This window comes from Streptomyces sp. NPDC049954 (assembly GCF_040656295.1).
In the GTDB taxonomy this organism is placed as follows: Bacteria; Actinomycetota; Actinomycetes; order Streptomycetales; family Streptomycetaceae; genus Streptomyces.
This window is the reverse complement of the sequence record NZ_JBFALS010000011.1, coordinates 1-21,545: the sequence shown is the minus strand read 5'-3', so window position 1 is coordinate 21,545 and position 21,545 is coordinate 1. Positions and strand designations below refer to the sequence as shown.

The 21,545-nt window shown below is 72.2% G+C and carries 22 protein-coding genes, 1 rRNA gene and 1 pseudogene; 12 read left to right on the top strand and 12 right to left on the bottom strand.

Annotation, left to right across the window (positions count from 1 at the left end; all coding sequences use genetic code 11):
- Nucleotides 1-49: 49 nt before the first annotated feature.
- The 7 genes from AB0J21_RS24405 to AB0J21_RS24375 all read left to right on the top strand — a co-directional run bounded on the left by AB0J21_RS24405 (nt 50) and on the right by AB0J21_RS24375 (nt 4,650).
- Nucleotides 50-778 (top strand): TnsA-like heteromeric transposase endonuclease subunit, encoded by a 729-nt coding sequence (locus AB0J21_RS24405; protein ID WP_363148217.1) that lies wholly within the window; start codon nt 50-52, stop codon nt 776-778.
- A 91-nt stretch (nt 779-869) separates the two neighbouring features.
- Nucleotides 870-1,673 carry a helix-turn-helix domain-containing protein gene (locus AB0J21_RS24400; RefSeq protein WP_363148216.1) on the top strand — a complete coding sequence of 268 codons (804 nt, stop codon included), beginning with the start codon at nt 870-872 and terminating at the stop codon, nt 1,671-1,673.
- A gap of 91 nt (nt 1,674-1,764) precedes the next feature.
- Nucleotides 1,765-2,928 (top strand): hypothetical protein, encoded by a 1,164-nt coding sequence (locus AB0J21_RS24395; protein ID WP_363148215.1) that lies wholly within the window; start codon nt 1,765-1,767, stop codon nt 2,926-2,928.
- A complete protein-coding gene (locus AB0J21_RS24390) occupies nt 2,915-3,067 on the top strand; it encodes a hypothetical protein (RefSeq protein WP_363148214.1) in 153 nt (50 codons plus the stop codon). Before AB0J21_RS24395 ends, AB0J21_RS24390 begins: the two co-directional genes overlap by 14 nt.
- The gene (locus tag AB0J21_RS24385; RefSeq protein ID WP_363148213.1) at nt 3,064-3,828 is read left to right on the top strand and encodes a hypothetical protein; all 765 of its coding nucleotides are present in this window, start codon (nt 3,064-3,066) and stop codon (nt 3,826-3,828) included. Before AB0J21_RS24390 ends, AB0J21_RS24385 begins: the two co-directional genes overlap by 4 nt.
- Before the next feature lie 75 nt (nt 3,829-3,903).
- Nucleotides 3,904-4,206 (top strand): hypothetical protein, encoded by a 303-nt coding sequence (locus AB0J21_RS24380; RefSeq protein WP_363148380.1) that lies wholly within the window; start codon nt 3,904-3,906, stop codon nt 4,204-4,206.
- A 42-nt stretch (nt 4,207-4,248) separates the two neighbouring features.
- On the top strand, nt 4,249-4,650 hold the full coding sequence (locus AB0J21_RS24375; RefSeq protein WP_363148212.1) for a LysR family transcriptional regulator: 402 nt from the start codon (nt 4,249-4,251) through the stop codon (nt 4,648-4,650).
- Nucleotides 4,651-4,661: 11 nt separating this feature from the next.
- Here AB0J21_RS24375 and AB0J21_RS24370 read toward each other — a convergent pair whose 3' ends face one another.
- The 3 genes from AB0J21_RS24370 to AB0J21_RS24360 are packed head-to-tail and all read right to left on the bottom strand — an operon-like array spanning nt 4,662 to nt 7,002.
- Nucleotides 4,662-5,576, bottom strand: coding sequence for an NADP-dependent oxidoreductase (locus AB0J21_RS24370; RefSeq protein WP_363148211.1), 915 nt, complete (start codon nt 5,574-5,576; stop codon nt 4,662-4,664).
- Entirely contained in the window at nt 5,573-6,034 is a 462-nt protein-coding gene (locus AB0J21_RS24365) for a cupin domain-containing protein (RefSeq protein ID WP_024494953.1), read from the bottom strand. The genes AB0J21_RS24370 and AB0J21_RS24365 overlap by 4 nt, the downstream gene beginning before the upstream one ends.
- Nucleotides 6,035-6,048: 14 nt before the next feature.
- The gene (locus AB0J21_RS24360) at nt 6,049-7,002 is read right to left on the bottom strand and encodes a helix-turn-helix domain-containing protein (protein ID WP_363148210.1); all 954 of its coding nucleotides are present in this window, start codon (nt 7,000-7,002) and stop codon (nt 6,049-6,051) included.
- Nucleotides 7,003-7,664: 662 nt separating this feature from the next.
- Between AB0J21_RS24360 and AB0J21_RS24355 the strand changes: the two are divergent.
- The 3 genes and pseudogenes from AB0J21_RS24355 to AB0J21_RS24345 form a co-directional block, all read left to right on the top strand.
- Nucleotides 7,665-7,910, top strand: a pseudogene (locus tag AB0J21_RS24355) (IS5/IS1182 family transposase); the annotation flags it as partial.
- A 505-nt stretch (nt 7,911-8,415) separates the two neighbouring features.
- Complete coding sequence (locus AB0J21_RS24350) at nt 8,416-10,101, top strand: PucR family transcriptional regulator (protein ID WP_363148379.1); 1,686 nt, start codon at nt 8,416-8,418, stop codon at nt 10,099-10,101.
- The gene (locus AB0J21_RS24345; protein ID WP_363148209.1) at nt 10,094-10,660 is read left to right on the top strand and encodes a hypothetical protein; all 567 of its coding nucleotides are present in this window, start codon (nt 10,094-10,096) and stop codon (nt 10,658-10,660) included. Before AB0J21_RS24350 ends, AB0J21_RS24345 begins: the two co-directional genes overlap by 8 nt.
- On the opposite strand, the gene AB0J21_RS24340 is transcribed toward AB0J21_RS24345, so the two are convergent.
- The 5 genes from AB0J21_RS24340 to AB0J21_RS24320 form a co-directional block, all read right to left on the bottom strand.
- Nucleotides 10,617-11,738 carry a glycosyltransferase family 4 protein gene (locus tag AB0J21_RS24340; RefSeq protein WP_363148208.1) on the bottom strand — a complete coding sequence of 374 codons (1,122 nt, stop codon included), beginning with the start codon at nt 11,736-11,738 and terminating at the stop codon, nt 10,617-10,619. The genes AB0J21_RS24345 and AB0J21_RS24340 overlap by 44 nt on opposite strands.
- Nucleotides 11,739-11,963: 225 nt before the next feature.
- On the bottom strand, nt 11,964-13,718 hold the full coding sequence (gene recN / locus AB0J21_RS24335) for a DNA repair protein RecN (RefSeq protein ID WP_363148207.1): 1,755 nt from the start codon (nt 13,716-13,718) through the stop codon (nt 11,964-11,966).
- Nucleotides 13,719-13,768: 50 nt separating this feature from the next.
- On the bottom strand, nt 13,769-14,707 hold the full coding sequence (locus tag AB0J21_RS24330; RefSeq protein ID WP_363148206.1) for an NAD kinase: 939 nt from the start codon (nt 14,705-14,707) through the stop codon (nt 13,769-13,771).
- Complete coding sequence (locus tag AB0J21_RS24325; RefSeq protein ID WP_363148205.1) at nt 14,704-15,519, bottom strand: TlyA family RNA methyltransferase; 816 nt, start codon at nt 15,517-15,519, stop codon at nt 14,704-14,706. Before AB0J21_RS24325 ends, AB0J21_RS24330 begins: the two co-directional genes overlap by 4 nt.
- Before the next feature lie 32 nt (nt 15,520-15,551).
- Nucleotides 15,552-15,836, bottom strand: coding sequence for a hypothetical protein (locus tag AB0J21_RS24320; protein ID WP_363148204.1), 285 nt, complete (start codon nt 15,834-15,836; stop codon nt 15,552-15,554).
- 42 nt (nt 15,837-15,878) lie between these two features.
- Between AB0J21_RS24320 and AB0J21_RS24315 the strand changes: the two genes are divergently transcribed.
- A complete protein-coding gene (locus tag AB0J21_RS24315; protein WP_363148203.1) occupies nt 15,879-16,226 on the top strand; it encodes an alkyl sulfatase C-terminal domain-containing protein in 348 nt (115 codons plus the stop codon).
- A 21-nt stretch (nt 16,227-16,247) separates the two neighbouring features.
- Here the strand turns inward: AB0J21_RS24315 and AB0J21_RS24310 are convergent, their stop codons facing one another.
- The gene (locus AB0J21_RS24310; RefSeq protein WP_363148202.1) at nt 16,248-17,282 is read right to left on the bottom strand and encodes an HAD hydrolase-like protein; all 1,035 of its coding nucleotides are present in this window, start codon (nt 17,280-17,282) and stop codon (nt 16,248-16,250) included.
- Between the two features lie 72 nt (nt 17,283-17,354).
- Between AB0J21_RS24310 and AB0J21_RS24305 the strand changes: the two genes are divergently transcribed.
- Nucleotides 17,355-18,647 carry a DUF1015 domain-containing protein gene (locus tag AB0J21_RS24305; protein ID WP_363148201.1) on the top strand — a complete coding sequence of 431 codons (1,293 nt, stop codon included), beginning with the start codon at nt 17,355-17,357 and terminating at the stop codon, nt 18,645-18,647.
- Nucleotides 18,648-18,766: 119 nt separating this feature from the next.
- Here AB0J21_RS24305 and AB0J21_RS24300 read toward each other — a convergent pair whose 3' ends face one another.
- The 3 genes from AB0J21_RS24300 to rrf all read right to left on the bottom strand — a co-directional run bounded on the left by AB0J21_RS24300 (nt 18,767) and on the right by rrf (nt 21,335).
- The gene (locus AB0J21_RS24300; RefSeq protein ID WP_363148200.1) at nt 18,767-19,684 is read right to left on the bottom strand and encodes a tetratricopeptide repeat protein; all 918 of its coding nucleotides are present in this window, start codon (nt 19,682-19,684) and stop codon (nt 18,767-18,769) included.
- Entirely contained in the window at nt 19,669-20,898 is a 1,230-nt protein-coding gene (locus tag AB0J21_RS24295) for a hypothetical protein (protein ID WP_363148199.1), read from the bottom strand. The genes AB0J21_RS24300 and AB0J21_RS24295 overlap by 16 nt, the downstream gene beginning before the upstream one ends.
- 320 nt (nt 20,899-21,218) lie before the next feature.
- A 5S ribosomal RNA gene (gene rrf / locus AB0J21_RS24290) occupies nt 21,219-21,335 on the bottom strand.
- Nucleotides 21,336-21,545: the final 210 nt, after the last annotated feature.

Genomic DNA, 21,545 nt, shown 5'->3' with positions numbered 1-21,545 from the left:
GTCCGGCGGCCAGTGGGGTCGCCTCGGAACGCACGGGGTTGATGGTCTGATGGGTACAGCGGTGGCCGCACCGGTACGGCTGAGTGTCCGGCGTGATGACGTGGCCGTGGTGGATGACCTGGAGTGGTCGTCGGTGCCGCTCGGGCTGCTGCGGGAGGCTCGGCCCTGGCGGACGTTCCGCTGGTTCAGGGGACAGCAGCACTATTCGGGCACGTACTGGTCGGCCACCATGGGCGACCACGTGATCTACGAGTCGCGGCTGGAGCTGGGGCGGCTGCTGTTCGCTGACTTCGCCCCAGAGGTGCGGCACATCGTCGCCCAGCCGTTCCTGCTCAAGACCGATGTTGACGGCAAGATCCGCAAGCACATCCCGGACTACCTGCTGCTGACAGACGACGGTCCGGTGGTCGTGGACGTCAAGCCGCGCCGCTGGCTTCAGAAGCCGGAGGTCGCCTTCACCTTCGCCTGGACGCGCGAGGCGGTCGCGTCGCGCGGGTGGCAGTACGAGGTGTGGAGCGAGCCGGATCCTCACGTGCTGGAGAACATCCGGTTTCTGGCCGGCTACCGCCGCGACTGGCTGTTCGACCCTGATCTGGTGGCCGCGCTGCGGACCGCTGATCTGGACGGGATGCCGCTGGGCGATGCCTTCCGGCTGCTGCCGGAGTGTCCCCAGCCGCTGGTGAAGTCCGCGGTGCTGCACCTGTTGTGGTCCGGGCATGTGACGACCGCACTGGACCGGCCGCTGAGCGCTGCGCACGTGTTGCGGAGGGCCGCATGAGCGGGGCGGCGACGAAGCTGGGGGTCGGCACGCACTTCCGGCTGGACGGCGAGACGGTCGAGGTTGTGGAGTTCGCAGCCTGGCCACGGGCATGGAGGTCGTCCTCAAGGACGGACGCAACCGACTGGCCCGGATGTCGCTGCGCGAACTGCTGACCTCCGATCGCGTCGAGCTGATCCACGACAGGTCGGGCCCGTCTGCCGCCGATGACGAGGACGTCGCCGCGGTGGTGCTGAGCCGGCTGACCAAGGACGAGCAGAAGGACGTCCTGAAGCGGACCGCGCACGTCCGGGAAATGCTGACGGGCTACCGCTCTGGCAGCGAGGACCTTCCGCAGCCTAATGAACCGCGCCCTCAGTACGCCGCCGGGTTGCCGCTGAAGGCCCGGTATGAGGCCAAGGCGGTGGAGATGGGAGTAACCGAGCGCACGGTGCGCCGGTGGGCCCGCGCCTTCCGCGAATTCGGCGAGGCGGGGCTGGTGCCGAAGACCGCGCAGTCGGACGGCGGGCTGGGCAACGCCGACCCGCGCTGGGTTGAGGCCGCGGTAGAGGTGCTGAAGGAGTACGAGCGGGAGTCGCGGCCCTCGGTGAAGGTGGTGCTGGAAGAGGTCGAGGCCCGCGTCAAATCCACGTTCAAGCTGGTGAAGGTGCCGGTGCCACCGCGGACGACGGCATATCGGTGGATGCAGGAGCTGGAACGGCGCCATCCGACCTTCCGGCTGAGTACCCAGCGCAACCGGGACATCGCCGACCGCCCGCGGAAGGTCTACGGCAAGCTGCGGCCCACGCGGCCGGGCGAGTACGTGCTGATGGACACCACCCGGCTCGATGTGTTCGCCCTCGACCCTGTGACGTTGCGGTGGATGCAAGCGGGGCTGACCGTTGCGATGGACTAGTACACCCGCTGCATCATCGGCCTGCGGGTGACACCGGTGTCGACGAAGGCGATCGATGCCGCGGCCGTTCTCTAAGGCGTACCGTCCCCAGTTGGTTCCGGAGAGCTGGCCGAGAGAGGCCGCCTGGCCCGAGCACGGGATTCCGCGCGGGGTTCTGGTGGAGGCCGAGGCCGTCCACGGGCCCGTCACCGGGGTATGGGGGCCGAAGGTGACGCCGGAGACGCTGATCGTCGACCACGGAAAGATCTACGTGTCGGCGCATCTGACCAGCGTCTGCCGCCGGATGGGGATCTCGGTGCAACCAGCGAGGCTGCGGACGGGCCGGGACAAGGGGCCGGTGGAGCGGTTCTTCCGCACCCTGCGGGAAGACCTGCTGCAGCGGCTGCCCGGCTACAAGGGACCGGACATCCACTCGCGTGGGCTGAACCCGGAGAAGGACGCCTTCTTCTTTCACCACGAGTTGGAGGCGATCATCCGCGAGTGGACCGCAGTGACGTATCACCGCAGGCCACACGAGGGCCTGCTCGACCCGCATCTGCCGAAGGTGGAGTTGTCGCCGGCGGCGATGTTCGAGCACGGCCTCGCGCGGGCGGGCTACATCGAGGTGCCTCGCGACCCGCATCTGGCCTACGAGTTCCTCGACGTCACGATGCGGACCGTCCAGCACTACGGCGTCGAGATCAACGGCCGCCGCTACAACGGCGGCTGCCTCGATGGGCTGCGGGACATGGCCGGTTCCGACATCGATCTGGACAAGCGGCGGCTGCCGTTCTTCGCCGACCCCGACGACGTCACCCGGATCCACTTCCGTGACCACGAACGCGTCTGGCACACCCTGCAGTGGGAGCACGCCCCCAGCCTGAACATGCCGCTGAGCGAGGAGGCTCTGCAGTTCGCCCGGCGCCTGGCCGCGAAGGAACACACCTACCCCGACGACCGGCTCGCCATCGCCCTGCTGCTGAAGCGATGGAACCTCGGCCTGGGAACATCCCTGGTCGAACGGCGGATGGCGCTGCGGCTCTCCCGTGAACAGACGGCCCTGGACCTCCCAGGAACGCCGGCCGACGACGTGCGGTCGCTGCCGTCGGTCGCCCTCGTGCTGTCCCTACCCGAGCAACTGGCCCCTCCGCCGATCGAGACCGTCCAGGACCGGGAGCCGGAGGCGGGCGATGACGACGCCGACGGCCTGGAGGAACTGGAAGAGGAACTCGACTTCTACGCCACCGCCCTGAAGGACATCGATGACGACGAGTAAGCGGCCCCGGGCCCAGGGCGAGGAAGCCGATCTGCGCTCGCGACTGGACCACCTCACGCTGTCCCGCAAGGAGGGCTTCGGACGCCTGGCAGACGCACCGCCCGGCCACGTCCGGAACCTCTGTCCCGTCGGCAGTTGAAGTCGCTGGGAGAGGCGGCCCTTGCCGAATACAACCGCGGGCGCCGAAAGTGGCATGCGAATCTCGGCCCGCTGGTGACACCGCAGATGGAAGAGCTGCACGAAGATCTCTCGGACATCTTCGACAGCAACGACCAGGACAGCGACAAGGTCAAGGGCGGTATCGCACTCGACGCCTTTCCCGGGCTGGGCAAGACCACAGCCGTGCTCGCTTTCGCCCGGAAACTCCACCGTCGCATCCTCCAGGAAGAAGGCAAGTACACCGACGAGGGACATGAGCGGTGGCCCGTCTGCCGTGTCGGACTGACCAGCAATACAGGAATGCGGGACTTCAACCGGTCCATTCTTGAGTACTACGGCCACCCAGGACGCTTCCGCGGGACCGCCGCCGACTTCGGCTACCGCGCGCTTGATTCCGTCCTGTCCGCAGAACTGCGAGCCGATGTTGTTCCACATGAAGCCGTTCTTCCAGTCCGCCTTGTTGGCTGCCCAGCCGAGCATGGCGGTCTGCACCTTCTCCTGGAAGATGGTCCGAGTCTGATAGTGCTCGGCCGCCAGCCGTCCCGGAATTCGAGTTGGTACGTGTTGTCGTCGCGCAGCAGTACCTGGACATACCAGCTACCCTCCATACCCTCCTCCACGCGTTCCAGGACCAGGTGCGCGTTCCCGCGCTGGAGGTTGGCCAGCATCCTGCCTATCGCCGGTTTCGTGGGCTTCTTCACCACGCACCCCGCCTCGTCAGTTGCAATCAGCATGGCGTGATCCTCCAACACGGCTCTGACATCGACTCGACGAGTAGCCAGAGGGCTCCGCCATCATGGGCTGGTGACGACATGGATGCGCTGCCATGGGGACGAGGAAGACATCTGGTTCTACTTCGAGGTCGGCACCGAAGGCTGGGTGACCCGGCAGATCGAGCTCGAAGGGCCTGCGCTGACCCCGGTCGCAGCAGCCTCCCTCGCGGAATGGCAGCGGGCCTACGACGCAGGCCGCCTCGACGAGTACGACAGCAGGTTCGGGATCACAGCAGAACTGCCCGTCTCGGAGTGGGAAGGCCATGATCCGGAGCAGCTGACTTCCGAGGAGTTCGAGGAGGTCTGGGACTCAGCTCGTCAGCGGATCACTGCCCGGCCATCATGACTTCCGAAGCGGGCGTGAGAAAATGCCGTCTGCCCCACGACCATGACCCGAAGGGCCAAGCTGCACGGCATCCCCGTGACCAAGGTGAACGGACACACCCGCCCCGAACTTGCGCAGTTGGCCGCTCAGGCCAGAGAGGCACCGGAAATCCTCCGTCCTGCCTTCACGGGGCCCGGCGCATGGGACCGCCTCCGCGAGTTTGCCGCAGTGTCCCGCTATCGGACGCTCAAGGAAGCCGCCGAAGCACTCGGAACCCACCACACGGCCCTGATCACGAGAGTTGGAAGACTGCGTCGCGAGATCGGACACCCACTTCTCACTCGTACAACCACGGCATCACCGATGAAACTGACCCAGATCGGTGAAGCCGTAGCCGCTGCGATCCACGCCACGGGGCCACGGAACCAAGGATGGCTGCGTGCCGACCTACAGGACACGCCCTAGCTCGGCCCGGCTCAGCTTCCGGCCATGGCGATGACCAGTTTGCCGCCCTTCGGGCGCTGCTCGCGCTCCAGCTCCGTCAGGGCGGGAATCGCCTCGGCCAACGGGACCGTACGGGCGATGGGCAGGCGCAGGGTCCGGGCCACCTCCTCCAGGTCGGCGGTCACCGGTCGGCCCATCATCGCCCGGAACGGACCGGGCAGTGCGCTTCTGATCGTTTTGGCCGGGGTTGGGACAATGTCGACGATGGTTCCGCCGGGCTTCAGCAGCGTTCGGGCCGCGGCGAAGGGAAGCATGCCGGGCGTGTCGAGGACGAGATCGAACCGTTCCGCGAGGGCGGCCGGGTCGAAGCCGAAACCCACGACCGGCTCGACGCCGAGCTCGTGGGCCTCGTCGGCCGCAGGGTTGCGGCAGCTGCCGGCGACCGAGGCTCCCCGCGCCTGGGCGAACTGGGCGGCGGCCCGGCCCACCCCGCCCAGGTACCCGTTGACGAAGACCGCCTGCCCGGGCCGGATTTCCGCCGTGGCCTGGTAGGCGGTCACGCCCACGGTCGGCAGGGCGGCTGCCTGCTCGTACGAAAGGTCCACCGGTTTGAGCACGACCGCCTTCTCCGGAGCCGTCACCATCTCGGCGAACGCCCCCGCCTGCCGGAACCGAGCCCGGCCGAGTACCGCGTCGCCGGCCTTCAGGCGGGTGACGCCGGCGCCGACCGCCTCGACGACTCCGGCGAAGTCGTGCCCCATCGCCCGGGGAAAGGCGCGGCCGGTCATCAGCTTCATCTCGCCGTTGCGCATCTTCCAGTCCAGCGCGTTGGAAGCCGCCGCTCGGACGCGGACGAGAACCTCATCCGGACCCGGGCGTGGTGGCTCGAACTCAGCGAGCCGCATCACCTCCGGGCCGCCGTAGCGGTCGTATTGAAGGCGCTTCACGAGGCGTATTCGTTCGAGATCTCGGTGGCGTAGTTCTTCCAGAGCGGTTGCATGGTCTCGGCGTTGACCGGCTGCCCGGAATCGATCATGGCCTTGAAGTCGCGGAAGTACTGCACATACAGGTCCGGCGTGAAGGTGTTCAGCATGACCGCGTTCTCGTCGCCGACGTTGGCGAACGTGTGCGGCGCCCCGGTCGGCACGATGACCCAGGTGCCCGGCCCTGCGTCGTATTGGTCCTCGCCGACGGTGAACCGGAAAGTTCCCGCCAGCACGTAGAAGCCCTCGTCATGCTGGGCGTGGCGATGCTGCAACGGGCTCGGGGTGCCCGGCGGAATGGTGACCTCGGCGAACCCCAGCCGGTGGTCGGTGTGCTCGCCGTTCTCCAGGATGCGGATCTGCTGCGCCCCGCTGCCGAGGATCTCGCCCTCACCGGGGCGGACGATGTTTACCTTCGCCACGACTTCTCCTCTTGCTATTGCCTGTCTTGGTCACCACCATCCTTGTCCGGGCCGGCTGTGCGCGTCTTGGTCGTCTGTGCACGGTTGCTGGTTACCAGTGCACGGGCGTTGTAGCCGTACGTCGCCTTGAAGAGCTTGCTGAAATGGGTGGGATCGGAGAATCCCCACCGGGCGGCCACGGCGGTGACCGTACGTCCGCTTCCGGTCAGCTCGGCCCGGCAGCGCTCCAGGCGGCGACGGCGGATCAGGGCCGCGACGGTGAGCGGCTGGTCCTCGAACAGCTTGTGCAGCCGGCGTACGGATATGTTGTGGGTGGCGGCGATGCCAGGCGGGGACAGATCGGGATCGGCCAGCCGGGTCTCGATGTAGCCGGCGATCCGGCTCCGCAGCCACTCGTCCGCGGCCGGTTGTTCGTCGCCGAGCCGGGCCTCCAGTGCGACCGCGATCAGCTCGACGACGGCCGCCGCCGACCGCAGCGCCTCCGCCTCGCGGAACTCGGTCGCCGACCACGCCGACTGCCGGGCCAGCACGGAGACGAGAGCGCCCGGGCCATGGCTGCCGTCGATGCGTACGCCGATGAGCCGGTCGATCTGCGCGGGCCGGATCCGAAGCTCCCGGCGCGGAACCAGGATGGTGACGTGCGCCGAGGCGGTGCTCTCGAACCGGAGCGTACGCGTGGGATCGAGCAGTACCAGGTCGGTCGGCCCGAGTTCGGCGTCGCCGCGCCCTTGCTCGATCCGCGTCCGGCCCCGGGTCATCACCTTGACCGCCAGGTTCTCGCCGTCGGAGGCGTCGCGCTCCCGCCCGATGCAGGCGCTCTCGGGCGTGTCGAGGGAGACCAGCCGCAGCGGCCCGAGGTCACGGGTGGCGATCCCGCCCCGGAAGCCGGCCCCGGCCAGCTTGTTGACCAGCGGCGGAAACCCGCTGGCGGCCAGCTCGTCCTGGAACGACTCAAGGTTGCCGGTCACCGGTCAATGATAACGGCGACACTTCTGCTCAGGCACGGTGTTCGGCGGGGGGTTACAGCGGCGCCGGCCCGCATCTGCTCTACCAGGCTCTGGTGCACGCGGTGGACGGATCAGTCGCGCCGGCGACCGACGGCCGAACGGTGAGCGCAGCTCCGATATCGGAATCGGTGGTAACCGCCGCGATGGACTTCGAGATGTGTTCACGCTCGTTGGCGGTCAACTGGAGTCCGCTGGTGGACGCGGCTGTGACGGCCGGCCTGCCGACACCCATAACCGCCGGCCGGGTACCGGTTGCGAAGCCCCGTCATCTTGAGCGCCGGCCGGTAACGTCTGGTGAGCACCACCGCAGTCACCGCCGCAAAGAACGCGGCAGCGAGGATCGCGCGTGGTTTTCGTGATCGCATGAATGAGTGTCTCTTTTGCCGGTCAGCCCAGCGTTATGCGCGCACGACGCCGGGAAGCCGGGAATGGGAACGGCACCGACGCTCGGACAGATCGGACCTGCCGATCTGCGGTCGGCGGCATCGTTTCGACGTTCGAGGCCGGTCACTCGGTGTAACCCCGCGCGGTCTGGCGAGGTGGGTGAAATCGGGACTCTGTTCAAACGGCGTGGATGTCGATCAGCGGAGCCGGTCGATTGTTGAGCTCGCGGGATCGCGCTCACCAGCCCGGAACGCAGCGACCAGATCGCCCGCCGCAACGCCAAGGGCTCCCGCGGCGGACGCCCACCCGCCTTCGATCCCGAGCGCTACACCGGCCGCAACGTCGTCGAGCGCTGCTTCAATCGACTCAAACAGTTCCGCGCGATCGCCACCCGCCACGCCAAACGCGTCACCTACTACCGCTCAGAAATCATCATCGCCGCCATCGTGTTATGGCTGCGTGCCGACCTACAGGACACGCCCTAGTCCACACCAACCGTCGCCTCAATGGGGCCTGGACCCAGCGCTACGAACACGGCGTTCCCGTCAGTGACCTTGAACCCGTCGAGGTCGATGGCACGACCGGGACGCCGGCCCATTTCAAGCCGGACGAGTCGCTGGGTTCGGTGCCCCTGCCGGAGGATGCCGATCTTTCGCGCCTGGCCACAGTGGCCTCATCTAGAGGTTCAGGTCAATGACCAGCGGCTGCGGCGTCACGGGCCGAGGTCCGCCGACTGGAGCCGCCATCAGTGAGCGGCCGTTGGCTCTTCCGTTCGCTGAGGAAAATGACACGAAAGCGGGACTGTGTCACTGGCACGACCGCGGAATCCGGCCTGAAAGTGCAGGTCACTGCAGCTCCAGAGGACACGGCTCGCCGGAACCTACAGTTCCCGCAGCGTGGTCAGGAGGGCGGCACCCGGTGCGGGTGCCGCCCTCTTCGCAGGTGACGCGCGGTACGGCCGCGCGGTAGCTTCCGTGCGTGAACGGCGTGATGGGGAACGGCGAGGACGGCGAAAGCGGCGCGGACGAGGCCGGGGCGCCGGGCGCGCGGGCGCGGGGCGGCATCACGGTGCGGCGCGCGCTGGAGTTGCCGGGGCTGCGCGGGGGCCTGCCGGAGGTCGTGGCCTGCGGGGACCGGCTGGGCCGTACGGTGCGCTGGGTGCACGCCGGCGAGGTGCCGAACATCGCCTCGCTGCTCAAGGGCGGTGAGCTGCTGCTGACGACCGGGCTCGGGCTCGGCAGCCGCCCGGCGGACCAGCGGGCCTTCGTGCGGCGGCTCGCGGAGCGCGGGATCGCGGCGCTGGTCGTGGAGCTGGGGCCCCGGTTCACGCGGCTGCCCTCGGTGCTCGTCGAGACGGCGCGGGCGGCCGGTCTGCCGCTCGTGCAACTGCACCGCGAGGTGCCCTTCGTGACGGTGACGGAGGAGATCCACACCGAGATCGTCAACGGCCACTACGCGGTGCTGCGCCAGGCCGAGGAGGTGCACCGGCGGTGCACGGCGGCGGTGCTGGGCGGTGGCGGGGTCCCGCAGGTCCTGGAGATCCTCACGGACTTCGGCGGCAATCCGGTGTTCCTGGAGACCGCCGAGGGCCAGTTGCTGTACGCGGCGGCGAAGGGGGCGCGCGGCGCCGATCCGCTGCAGGTGTGGGAGAAGCTGCGCGGCAGCAGGGCCGCGCGGGCGCAGGGGCCGCCCGCCGGTTCGGTGCTGGTGGACGTGGCGGGGGCGGGCACGGGCCCCCGGGGCGAGGTGCGGGCGCGGCTCGTCCTGCTTCCGGTGGCGGGGGCGGTGCGGGAGGTGCACCGGCTGGCGGTCGAGCGGGTCGCGGGCATTCTCGCGGTGGTGCTCATGCAGGCCAGGCAGGACGAGGAGCTGGCGGCGCGGGGCCGGGGCGACTTCCTCAACGATCTCGCGCTGGGCCGGATCGTCCCCGAGGAGGCGCCCGCGCAGGCGGCGGTGCTGGGGTTCCGGCCCGGTGCCCGGCCGTTGCTGCCCGTCGTGATGCGGCTGCCCGACGGGGCCGGGGACCTGTCCCCGGGAGGGGGCTGGGCGGTTCTGGTGCGCGCGGTACTGGAGGAGCTGGGCGCGGTGGGGGTGCCCGCGCTGCTGGGAGTGCGGCCGGTGGAGGGCCGGGTGCCGCTGCTGCTCGGGCTGCGGACGCGTGAGGAGCGCGGGACGGTCGCCGAGCGGGCGGCCCGCGCGCTGCGGGCGGGCGTGGAGCGGGCCGGTCTGCCGCGCGCCGAGGGGGTGCAGCCGGTCGTGGTGATCGGGGCGGCCGGGGACTGGGCGGCGGCGGCCTCGGGCCTGCGGCACGCGGCCGAGGCGGCCCGGGCCGCTCAGGGGCTCGCGCCCCGGCCGTGGTTCGACGCGGGGCGCCTGGACATCGACCTGTTGCTGTGGCGCCTGCGCGAGGAGCCGGATCTCGCGGCCTTCGTGGAGCGGTCACTCGGCCCGCTGATCGAGCACGACCGCACGGCGCGGCCCGCGCTGCTGCCGACGCTCACGACCTACCTGGAGCACGCGGGCCGCAAGGCGGAGACGGCGCGCGCACTGCACCTGAACCGGCAGACCCTCTACAACAGGCTCGCGCGGGCGGGCGAGTTGCTGGGCGCCGACCTGGACGACCCGCAGACTGTCCTGACCCTGAGCCTCGCACTGCGGGCGCGTCGGCATGTGTGAGGAGGACCGGACGACGGCCGGGGCGGCGGCCGCGCTTCAGGAGTGCGCGGCCCTGTGGAGCGTCGGGGAGATCCGCTCGGCCGGTGTCGTCGCGGCCGCCTGTTCCGCGCTCGTCGCCGGACTCGACAGCCCCGGACTGCGCGTCCTGGCCGCCCGCACGGCCTCGGAGGCGGACTACGAGGTGCCCGAGTTGCCGCCTGTGGCGCTCGCCGAACTCGGCCTCGTGTTCTACCCGGTCGCGAGCCCGGCGGGCCGGGAGGCGGCGACCCGGGCGCTCGCACGGCGCCTGCTCGCGGGCGGGCTGACGGCGCGCGAGTTCACCCGCCGACTGCACCGGCGCGACGGTCACGAGCTGCCGCTGACCGAGCGGCTCGCCGAGCTCGACGACGCGTACGACATCCTCGAATACGGCGACAGTACGGCGGCGCAGGTCGATGCCGAGGTCCTGGCCGAGGCCCGTCGTCTCGCGACCCTCCCGGACGCTCCCGCCGACTACCCGGACCCACCGGCCCGAGTCAGGGCGAGGACAGGGGCCGGGTCAGTTCGTCGTAGACGCTGAGCACTTGGGCGACCGTGGCGTCCTCGCTCGGCCACCCGGCCGCCCGTTCGGGGCCCAGGCGGGAGAGTTCGGCGCGGCGGTCCGGGTCGGCGAGCAGGGCGCCGACCCGGCCGGCGAGCGCCTCGGGATCGCCGTACGGCACCAGTTCGGCCGCCTCGCCCACGAGTTCGGGGGTGCCGCCGACCGCGGTGGCGACCAGGGGGACGCCCCGGGCCAGGGCTTCCTGAGCGAGCAGGGAGCGGGCCTCCCAGCGGCTGGGCAGCACGGCGACGTCGGCGGCGGCGAGCAGGTCGGGCAGGTCCTCCCGGCTGCCGGGCAGCAGGACGGGCAGGCCCTCCGCGTCGATCCTGGACTGGAGTTCCGGGCGCAGCGGCCCCTCCCCCGCGACGACGAGCAGCGGCGCCGGGTCGAGGAGGCGCCAGTGCCGGGCGGCGTCCAGCAGGACCCCGTAGCCCCGGTGCCGTACGAGCGAACCGGCCGCCATGATCAACGGCCTCTCGACGGCGCCGAGTTCGGCACGGGCCTTGTGCGGCGGCCGCCCGGGTTCCGCGCCGGGCACGCGGGGCGCGGGAAGTGCGACCGGCGCGAGCCGGGCGTCCCTGGCGCCTCGGCGTCTGGCCCGCTCCACGAGGTCGGAGGTGGTGGCGAGCAGGACGGTCGCGGCGCGCGAGACGCGGCGCTCCATCAGGCGCAGCACGTGGGCGCGCGCCCCTTCGGCGTGGGCGCGGGTGTGCCACGTGACGACGAGCGGGACGGGGCGGGCGCCGAGCGCCAGGGAGGCGCGCAGTGCGGCGTGCAGTCCGTGGGCGTGGACGAGGTCGGCGCCCGCGCACACGCCGCGCAGCGCGGCGAGGGAGGCGGGGTCGCTGCTGCGGGGGACGGGGACATGTGTCGCGCCGGCCCCGGCGAAGTCGTAGGCGTGGCCGAGTTCCCGGGGCGCGCACACGCTCACCCGCACGCCGCGGGCGACGAGGCCCGCGGTCAGCGACCGTACGTGGCTGCTGCTGCCCGCGCTGCCTCCGCCGAGCACCTGCACCGTACGCAGGGACTGACCCGGCGGGGTCGACTGGCTGGTCACGGTTGCTGGCGCTCCTGGGTCGGCGGTGCGGGCACGTGCGGTGCTGCTGGGGCGGGCGGGACCGGGCCACCCCAGGATGCCAGGAACCCGCGAGGTCGCGGGGAGCGCGCCGCACGGCGGGGCGAACCGGGGCCGACGCGAGCCTACGGGTCAACCCGCCTCCCGCGCACGGGCGTTCGCCGCGACGCCGTGGGGCCGGGCGGCCCGGACGTTCGCCCGGACCGCCTATTCCGCGTCCCCCCGCGCGGCGGCGAGCAGTTCCTCGGCGTGTGCCCGCGCGGTCTGCGAGTCCTCCTGTCCCGCGAGCATCCGGGAGAGTTCGCGGATGCGGTCCTCGCCCTCCAGCACCTTGACCCCGGAGCTGGTGACGGAGCCGTCGTTGGTCTTCTCGACGAGCAACTGCCGGTCGGCGAAGGCCGCGACCTGGGGGAGGTGGGTGACGACGACGACCTGGGCGGACCGGGCGAGGCGGGCGAGGCGGCGCCCGATCTCCACGGCGGCCTTGCCACCGACGCCCGCGTCGACCTCGTCGAACAGGTAGGTCGGTACGGGGTCGGTGCCGGCGAACACGACCTCGACGGCGAGCATGACGCGGGAGAGTTCACCGCCGGAGGCGCCCTTGGCGATGGGCCGGGGCGGGGCACCGGGGTGCGGGGCGAGCAGGAGTTCCACCTCGTCCACCCCGTAAGGGCCGTAGGCGACGCGCCGTCCGCCGACCTCGACGCCCTCGGCGTCCTCGGCGACCTCGGTGGCGCCGACCGCGATGGTGACGCGGGCGTGCGGCATGGCGAGGGAGGCGAGTTCGGCGGTGACGGCCTCGGCGAAACGGGAGGCCGCCTCGGTGCGCGCGGCGGTCAGTTCGGCGGCCAGGAAGGCGAGTTCGGAGCCGAGGGTCTCGCGTTCCGCGGCGAGTTCCCCGATCCGCTCGTCGTCCCCCTCCAGTTCGCCGAGGCGTTCGGCGCCCTCGCGCGCCCACTCCAGTACGGCGTCGACGTCGGCCCCGTACTTGCGGGTGAGCGCGGCGAGCGCGGCCCGGCGTTCCTCGACGGCGGCCAGCCGCAGCGGGTCGGCGTCGAGGTCGTCGGCGTATCCGGCGAGTTCCCCGGCGACGTCGGACAGCAGGATGCCGACCTCGCCCAGGCGCCCCGCGAGGGCGGCGAGCGCCGGATCGTGGGCGCCGGCCGATTCCAGGGCGCGCTGGGCGCCGCCGACGAGAGTGGTGGCGTCGACGCCCTCGGGATCCTCGGGGTTCCCGGCGAGCGCGGCGTGCCCGGCGGCGGCGGCCGAGGCGAGGGCTTCGGCGTTGCCGAGCCGTTCGGCCTCGGCGGACAGTTCGGCGTCCTCCCCGGCGAGGGGTTCGACGGCGGCGATCTCCTCCAGCCCGAACCGCAGCAGGTCGGCCTCCTGGGCGCGTTCCCTCGCGCGGGTGGTCAGCTCGTCGAGCTGGGCGACGACGGCCCGCAGCCTGCGGTAGGCGGCGCGGTACTTGTCGAGCGGCGCGGAGACCGCGTCGCCCGCGTACCGGTCGAGGGCCTGGCGCTGCCGCGCCGCTTTGAGCAGGCCCTGCTGGTCGGTCTGGCCGTGCACGGCGACGAGGTCCTCGGCGAGTTCACCGAGCAGCCCGACGGGCACCGAGCGTCCGCCGAGGTGGGCGCGGGAGCGGCCCTCGGCGGACACGGTCCGGCTGATGAGGAGGGCGCCCTCGTCCAGCTCGGCGCCCGCCTCCTCGGCGCGCCGGGCGACGGGGGCGTCGGGGCGCACCGTGATGCGCCCCTCGACCACCGCCGACTTCGCGCCGATCCGCACCAGGGCGGCGTCGGCGCGCCCGCCGAGCAGCAGCCCGAGGCTCGTGACCACCATCGTCTTGCCGGCGCCCGTCTCACCGGTGACGGCCGTGAAGCCGGGTGACAGCTCCACCACCGCGTCCTCGATGACGCCGAGCGACCGTATCCGCATCTCCTCCAACACGCACATGACCATACGAGGTTTCCCGGCCCGTCCGCGACGTCACCCCGTCCGGAGTTGACGGCTCAGCCCGGGGCGCCCCGCCAGCCGGCCACCGGCAGGGCGAATTTCGCGACCAGCCGGTCGGTGAACGAGGCGTGGTGGAGGCGGGCCAGCCGCACGGGTACGGCGCCCCGGCGCACCTCGACGCGCGCGCCCGAGGGCAGCGGCACGGTGCGGCGCCCGTCGCACCACAGGACGCCGCTGGGCGTACCGGGCTGGATCTCGACGGCGAGCACTGAGGAGGGCGAGGTCACGAGGGGTTTCGCGAACAGGGCGTGGGCGCTGATCGGCACCATGAGCAGCGCCTCGACCTCGGGCCAGACGACGGGCCCGCCGGCCGAGAAGGCGTACGCGGTGGAGCCGGTCGGGGTCGCGCACACGATGCCGTCGCAGCCGAATCCGGTCACGGGCCGCCCGTCGATCTCCAGGACGACCTCCAGCATCCTCTCGGGGGAGATCTTCTGCACGGCGGCCTCGTTGAGCGCCCAGTCGGTGTGCACGACGTCCCCGTCGCTGTGCACGAGCACATCGAGGGTCATGCGTTCCTCGACGTCGTAGGAGCGGCGTACGACGCGGTCCACGACCTTGTCGAGGTCGTCGCGTTCGGCTTCGGCGAGGAAGCCGACCCGGCCGAGGTTGACGCCGAGCATCGGCACCCCGGAGGCGCGGGAGAGTTCCGCCCCGCGCAGCAGGGTCCCGTCGCCGCCGAGGACGATGAGCAGTTCGCAGCCGACGAGGGCGTCCGGGGTCGCCTCCTGGACGAGTTCGACGTGGGGTTTGGCGGGCAGCGGCAGATCGGCCGCCTCCTCCTCCAGCACGCGGACGGCGAGGTCGCAGCGCAGGAGGCCCTGGACGACGAGTTCGGCGCTGCGGATGGCGGCGGGCCGCCCGGTGTGGGCGAGCAGGAAGACGGTGCGCCGGCCGGAGGCTGTGCCCTCCGTACCCGGGCTGGTGTGCTTCATCGGGGTCCCTCCGCTACCGCTCGGTCGACGTCCGCCGGGTCGAGCGGGGGTGCCCCGGCGCGCAGCCACAGAAAGTACTCGACGTTGCCCGAGGGCCCGGGCAGGGGGCTCGCGGTGACGCCGAGGACCCCGAGGCCGAGTGCGGCGGCCTGCCCGGCGACGGTGCGCACGGCCTCGGCCCGCAGCTGGGTGCTGCGCACGACGCCGCCGCTGCCGAGGCGTTCCCGGCCCACCTCGAACTGGGGTTTCACCATGAGGACGAGGTCGGCGTCGGGGGCGGCGCAGCGCACCAGGGCGGGCAGGACCAGTCCGAGCGGGATGAAGGACAGGTCGCCGACGACGAGGTCGACGGGCCGGCCGTCGATCGCGTCGAGGCTGAGTTCACGCACGTTGGTGCGGTCCTTGACCACGACCCGTTCGTCGCTCTGCAGGGACCAGGCGAGCTGTCCGTAGCCGACGTCGACGGCGACGACCTGCGCGGCCCCGGCCCGCAGCAGGACGTCGGTGAACCCGCCGGTGGAGGCGCCCGCGTCGAGGGCGCGGCGCCCTTCGACGCGCAGCCCGCGCGGCCCGAAGGCGGCGAGCGCCCCGGCGAGCTTGTGCCCGCCGCGGGAGACGTAGTCGGGATCGTCGTCGTCGGCCTTGACCACGACGGGGGCGCTCTTCTCCACCTGGGTCGCGGGTTTCACGGCGAGCGCTCCGCCGACGCTCACGCGTCCGGCCGCGATCAGCTGGCTCGCGTGTTCCCGGGAACGCGCGAGTTTGCGGCGTACCAGCTCCGCGTCGAGGCGGTTGCGGGCCACTCCTGCCACGGTCGGTTCAGCTCCTGTGCTCGTACGGAAGATCAGCCGGGAACGGGGCCCCGGCCGGGCGGTGCGGGGGCCGGCGGCCCCTGGGTGGCGTCGAGCGCGCTCAGCGCCTCCCGCAGTCCCCGGTGTACATCCTCGTACACCTCCATGTGCCCGTCGGTGGCGAGGTGGTCCACGGCGCCGAGCCGGTCGAGCGCGGCGTCCACCGCGGTGTCCCCGGTGGGGCCGCGGTCGAGGCCGAGCGGGGCGGCGCCCGGCCGCCGGGCCTCCCCGGGGGGCGCCGTGGCTTCGGCCGGGCGGGGCCGCGTCGAGTCGTCCATGGCGCGACGCTATCGCGGAAGGCCGGTGTAACGTCGGTCACCATGGCCACCGTCGAGGAGTGCCGCGCCGCACTCGACCGGCTCGCGGAGAGACTCGCGGCCGCCGAGGGCGCGGCGAAGAACGCCGCCGCCCCGGACCGCTCGCTCAGCTGCCGGATCACGGACCTGGACACGACGTTCCTGGGCCGGCTGTCCGGCGGCACGCTCACCGTCCACGACACGGTGCGCGGCCGGCCCGAGCAGCGGGCCGCGATCCGCTTCACCCTGTCGGGCGAGGACCTCCTCGCCCTGGTCGCCGGCGAGCTGGACTTCGCCCGCGCCTGGGCCTCGGGCCGGGTCCGGCTGGAGGCCCCGTTCCGCGACCTGCTGCGCCTGCGCTCCCTGCTGTGAGGCGCTGAGGCCGCGGCCCGCCTACCGCCCCAGGGCGCGGCGTGCCGCGTCCGTCTCCCCCTCGAAGGCGTGCCGGCCCGCGGCCGTCCAGGCGGCCGCGCACAGGGCGCGCACCCCGTCGGTGCGCGCGCCCGCGCCGTCGAGCGCGAGGGCCCCGGAGGACGTGCGGGAGGCCGTCCAGCCTCCGCAGGAGAAGCGTTCCCCCTCGGCGTGGACCTCGGGCTGGGCGGTCAGCAGGTCCCGCAGGTCCTGGCCGACGTACGTGGGCCGGTGCTCGGGCACGGCGCGCAGCAGTTCCTCCACGCCCGCGACCCCGGTGAGGACGAGGAGCGAGTCGACGCCGCCCTCGTGGGCCCCCTCGATGTCGGTGTCGAGCCGGTCTCCTACGACGAGGGGCCGCCTGGCGCCGGTGCGCAGGATCGTCTCGCGGTGCATGGGGGGCTTCGGCTTGCCGGCGACGCGGGGTTCGGCGCCGCCGGTCGCGATGCGGACCACCTCGACGGCCGCCCCGTTGCCGGGGGCGATGCCGCGTCCGCTGGGGATGGTGAGGTCGGTGTTGGACGCGAACCACGGCACCCCGCGGGCGACGGCGTACCCGGCCTCGGCCAGCCGGGACCAGGGCAGGTCGGGACCGCCGTAGCCCTGGGCGACGGCGAGGGGCGCGTCGTCGGCGGACTCCACCGGTACGAGCCCGCGTTCCTCCAGTGCGAGCCGCAGCCCCTCCCCACCGATGAGCAGGACCTTCGCCCCGTCGGGCAGTTCCTCGGCGATGATCCGGGCGACGGCCTGCGCGGACGTGATGACGTCGGCGGGGTGCGCGGGCACCCCGAGTTCGGTGAGGTGGGCGGCGACGGCCTCGGGGGGCCGCAGCGCGTTGTTGGTGACGTAGGCGAGGTGCATACCGCCGTCGCGGGCGGCGGTGAGGGAGTCGACGGCGTGGTCGATGGCCTCCCCGCCGGCGTAGACCACTCCGTCCAGGTCGAGCAGCGCTGTGTCGTAGGCCTCGCTGAGCGGCTTCTCGCTCGTTCCGGTCGTGGTCCGCACGGACTGGGTCATGCCGCATCGCTCCTCGTTGGGTGGGTCTCCCCCGATCATCGCTCATGTCGGATTCCCACATACGATGCACGGATGAACTCTGCGGGTCCCGGGAAGAGCGGGCTGGACCTGGTCCCGTTCCGGGGCGTGCGGTACGTCCCCGAGCGGGTCGGCAGCCTGGCGGCGGTGACGTCGCCGCCGTACGACGTGGTGGTGCGCCCGGACGGGCTGCTGCACCTGGAGAGCGCCGATCCGCACAACATCGTCCGGGTGATCCTGCCGCAGGGCGAGAGTGCGGAGCTGCGTCACCGGCACGCCGCGGACACCTTGCGCGGCTGGCTCGCCGAGGGGGTCCTGGCCGCGGACGGGACGCCGGCGCTGTACGTCTACGAGCAGCGGCGGGGCGATCTGCTGCAGCGCGGGGTGATCGGGGCGCTGCGCCTGTCGGAGCCGTCCGAGGGTGTCGTCCTGCCGCACGAGGACGTCATACAGGACGTCGTGGCGGACCGCGCCGACCTGATGCGCGCGACCGCGGCCAACCTGGAGCCCCTGCTGCTCACGTACCGGGGTGACGAGCCGGGTGCGGAGGAAGTGCCCGCTGCGGGCACGGCGGCCGTCGTGGAGTCGGTGGCGGCCACGCCGCCGCTGCTGGCCACGGTCACGGAGGACGGTTTCGCCCATCGTCTGTGGGCGGTGCGCGACCCGGAGGACATCGCGGAGGTCCGCGCGGACCTCTCCCACCGGCAGGCGCTCATCGCGGACGGCCACCACCGCTGGGCGACGTACCTGCGGCTGCGCGAAGGCCGTCCCTCGCCGAGCCCGTGGGACTACGGCCTGGTCCTGCTCGTCGACACGGTGCGGCATCCCCTGCGGGTGCGGGCGATCCACCGGCTGCTGCGCGGACTGCCGGTGGGCCGGGCGCTGCGGCTGCTGGGCGACACCTTCCGGGTGCGCGAGGTGCCGGGCCCCTTGGCGGAGGCCGAGCGGGCACTGGCCGGGGCCGCGGCCGGGGGCAACGCGTTCCTGCTGGCGGGCGACGGCCGGTTCCACCTCGTGGACCGTCCGGCCCCGGCGCTGCTGGCCCGGACGGTGCCCTCCGACCGTCCGCCGGCCTGGCGTTCGCTGGACGCGACGGTGCTGCACTCGGCCCTGATCGCCGAGGTGTGGTCCCTGCCGGACAGTTCCGAGCGGATCGCCTACCTGCACGAGGCGGACGCGGCCGTGGAACAGGCCGTCCGCACGGACAGTACGGCGGTGCTGATGCACCCGGTCGCGGAGTCCGTGGTCCGTGACCTGGCGGGTGCCGGTGTACGGATGCCACGCAAGTCCACGTCCTTCGGCCCGAAGCCGGCGACGGGCCTGGTCCTGCGCGACCTGGATCTCTGAGCGCGTCCCCGTCCGGGGGCCGGACATGACGAAGGAGGCGGTGGCCCGTCCCCGTGGGGATGGACCACCGCCTCCTGTCGTGTCACGTGCCGGCGCGAGCGCCTCGGCCTCCGGAGCGACTACTCGGCGGGAGACTCGAACGGCCGGGTGGACGGGGCCGGTGCCCCGCCGGGAGCGTCCTCGTCGGCGTTGCCCTCGTCGGCGACGTCCTCACGGCTGGCGTCGGCGGCGACCGGCGCGGCGTCTGCCTCCTCGTCCGTCTTCTCGTCCGTCTTCTCGTGCAACTCGTCTGGCTCTTCGGCCTCTTCCGCCTCTTCGGCTTCCGGCGCCGTGGGGGCGATCGTGGCTGCGGGCTCGGTGGCCTCGGCCTCGTTCACGTCCTCCGCGTCGTCGGCCTCGTCCTCGGCCAGCGCGTCGACGAACTCGATGCCGTCGAGCTCGGCGAGCCGGTCGGAGGCGTCGGTGCTGCCGTCCTTGTCGGACTCGACGGCCTTGGCGAACCACTCGCGGGCCTCGTCGGTGCGTTCGGCGGCGAGCAGCGCGTCGGCGTAGGCGTAGCGCAGTCGCGCGGTCCACGGGTGGACGGCGTGCGAGGCCAGTTCGGGGCTCTGCAGCGTGACGATGGCCGCGTCGAGCTGGCCGAGGTCGCGGCGGGCTCCGGCGGCGACGAGCCGCATCTCGACCTGTCCGGCCTTGTCCAGCTTGTGGACCTCGGGGGCTCCCGCCATGTCGAGGGCCTTCTCGGGGCGTCCGAGTCCGCGTTCGCAGTCGGCCATGATCGGCCACAGGTCGACCCCGCCGGTCATCCGCCGGGCGGCACGGAACTCGGCGAGCGCCTCGTTGAACTTCTGCACGGCGTACGCGGCGAAGCCGGCGGCCTCGCGGACGGCGGCGACGCGCGAGGCGAGGCGCAGCGCGATCCGCGAGTAGGCGTAGGCCTTCTCGGGGTCCTCGTCGATGAGCTGGGCGACCATGACGAGGTTGCGCGCGACATCGTCGGCGAGCGTCTTCGGCAGGCTCATCAGCTCCTGACGCACGGACGGGTCGATCTCGAAGCCGGTGACCTCGTCGGGGATCGGGAGCCGCTTGATGGGCTCGCGATCGCGATCGCCCCGGTAGCCACCACGGTCGTCCCGGCGGTCGTCGCGGCGCGGCCCACCCCGGTCGTCGCGGTCACGGAAGCCGCCGGAACGGCCTGCTGCGGGCCCGCCACGCCGGTCGTCCCGACGCGGCCCACCACGGTCGTCGCGCCCGCGGAAGCCACCTCGATCGTCGCGGCGTTCACCACCGCGGTCGTCACGGCGGAACGGGGGACGGTCTCCGCCTCGGTCGTCGCGTCCTCGGTCGTCACGGCGGAACGAGGGGCGGTCGCCACCACGGTCGTCGCGCCCACGGAAGCCGCCCCGGTCCCCACCGCGCTCACCACCACGGTCGTCACGGCGCTCGTCGCGGCGGAAGGCCGGGCGGTCTCCGCCACGGTCGTCACGACGGAACGGGGGACGGTCACCCCCACGGTCGTCACGGCGGTCGTCACGGCGGAAGGCCGGGCGGTCCCCACCACGGTCGTCACGTCCCCGGTCATCACGACGGACCGGCGGCCGGCCTCCGTCACGTCGGTCATCGCGTCCGCGGTCGTCACGACGGAAGGAGGGGCGGTCGCCGCCACGGTCGTCGCGGCCACGGAAGCCACCACGGTCGTCGCGGCGGGGTGCCGGGCGGTCGCTTCCCCGGTCGTCACGGCGGAAGGAGGGGCGGTCTCCGCCTCGGTCGTCGCGGCGGGGTGCCGGGCGGTCATTGCCTCGGTCGTCACGGCGGAACGGAGGGCGGTCGCCGCCACGGTCGTCACGGCCACGGAAGCCACCACGGTCCCCACCGCGGTCGTCACGGCGCTCGCCACCCCGGTCGTCACGACGGAATGAGGGGCGATCGCCACCACGGTCGTCGCGGCGGGGTGCCGGGCGGTCATTGCCTCGGTCGTCACGGCGGAACGGGGGGCGGTCGCCGCCACGGTCATCGCGGCCACGGAAGCCACCACGGTCGTCGCGGCGGGGTGCCGGGCGGTCGCTTCCCCGGTCGTCACGGCGGAACGAGGGGCGGTCTCCGCCTCGGTCGTCGCGGCGGGGTGCCGGGCGGTCATTGCCTCGGTCGTCACGGCGGAACGGGGGGCGGTCGCCGCCACGGTCGTCACGGCCACGGAAGCCACCACGGTCCCCACCGCGGTCGTCACGGCGCTCGCTGCCTCGGTCGTCACGACGGAACGGGGGGCGGTCGTCGCGGCGGCCGTGGCTTCCACGGTCGCTGTCGCGTCGCTCGTTGTCACGACGAGGGGCGCTGCGATATCCGCCCCGGTCGCCGCCCTCGCGGCCGCGAGGCCCGCGGTCCGGTCGCTCGTCGGAAGGGTTGGGGGACATCGGTGACTCCTCGTCTCAGGTACTGCGGCCATTCTCGCGCGGCCGGCGTTGCGCCGCGCTCGGGCCAAGTATTCGAATCGTGCTTCAGGGTGTGCGGGGAAAACAAAAAAGGACCTCTGGTCCCAGCGTGAACGCCGGGACCAGAGGTCCTTCAAAGATTGTTCGGCGACGACCTACTCTCCCACAAGGTCCCCCTTGCAGTACCATCGGCGCTATGAGGCTTAGCTTCCGGGTTCGAAATGTAACCGGGCGTTTCCCTCACGCTATGGCCACCGAAACCCCTTCAGACACTCCGCCCTGGGGCAGAGTACGAACAGGGTCAGCGAACAAGCACACTTTTTAGTTAAGTGAAACTGTTCCAGCCGACACAGGCTGTTCGTTACCTGAGAACAAACACAGTGGACGCGAGCAACTGAGGACAAGCCCTCGGCCTATTAGTACCGGTCAACTCCACCCCTCACAGGGCTTCCATATCCGGCCTATCAAC

What these genes read in the sequence shown, in the direction of transcription:
- AB0J21_RS24380 (WP_363148380.1), top strand. Translation starts at nt 3,904, where the DNA reads ATGCGCTGCCATGGGGACGAGGAAGACATCTGGTTCTACTTCGAGGTC.
- AB0J21_RS24330 (WP_363148206.1), bottom strand. Translation starts at nt 14,707, where the DNA reads ATGAAGCACACCAGCCCGGGTACGGAGGGCACAGCCTCCGGCCGGCGC.
- AB0J21_RS24345 (WP_363148209.1), top strand. Translation starts at nt 10,094, where the DNA reads ATGTGTGAGGAGGACCGGACGACGGCCGGGGCGGCGGCCGCGCTTCAG.
- AB0J21_RS24320 (WP_363148204.1), bottom strand. Translation starts at nt 15,836, where the DNA reads ATGGACGACTCGACGCGGCCCCGCCCGGCCGAAGCCACGGCGCCCCCC.
- AB0J21_RS24390 (WP_363148214.1), top strand. Translation starts at nt 2,915, where the DNA reads ATGACGACGAGTAAGCGGCCCCGGGCCCAGGGCGAGGAAGCCGATCTG.
- AB0J21_RS24315 (WP_363148203.1), top strand. Translation starts at nt 15,879, where the DNA reads ATGGCCACCGTCGAGGAGTGCCGCGCCGCACTCGACCGGCTCGCGGAG.
- AB0J21_RS24405 (WP_363148217.1), top strand. Translation starts at nt 50, where the DNA reads ATGGGTACAGCGGTGGCCGCACCGGTACGGCTGAGTGTCCGGCGTGAT.
- recN (WP_363148207.1), bottom strand. Translation starts at nt 13,718, where the DNA reads ATGGTCATGTGCGTGTTGGAGGAGATGCGGATACGGTCGCTCGGCGTC.
- AB0J21_RS24305 (WP_363148201.1), top strand. Translation starts at nt 17,355, where the DNA reads ATGAACTCTGCGGGTCCCGGGAAGAGCGGGCTGGACCTGGTCCCGTTC.
- AB0J21_RS24350 (WP_363148379.1), top strand. Translation starts at nt 8,416, where the DNA reads ATGGGGAACGGCGAGGACGGCGAAAGCGGCGCGGACGAGGCCGGGGCG.
- AB0J21_RS24310 (WP_363148202.1), bottom strand. Translation starts at nt 17,282, where the DNA reads ATGACCCAGTCCGTGCGGACCACGACCGGAACGAGCGAGAAGCCGCTC.
- AB0J21_RS24400 (WP_363148216.1), top strand. Translation starts at nt 870, where the DNA reads ATGGAGGTCGTCCTCAAGGACGGACGCAACCGACTGGCCCGGATGTCG.
- AB0J21_RS24375 (WP_363148212.1), top strand. Translation starts at nt 4,249, where the DNA reads ATGACCCGAAGGGCCAAGCTGCACGGCATCCCCGTGACCAAGGTGAAC.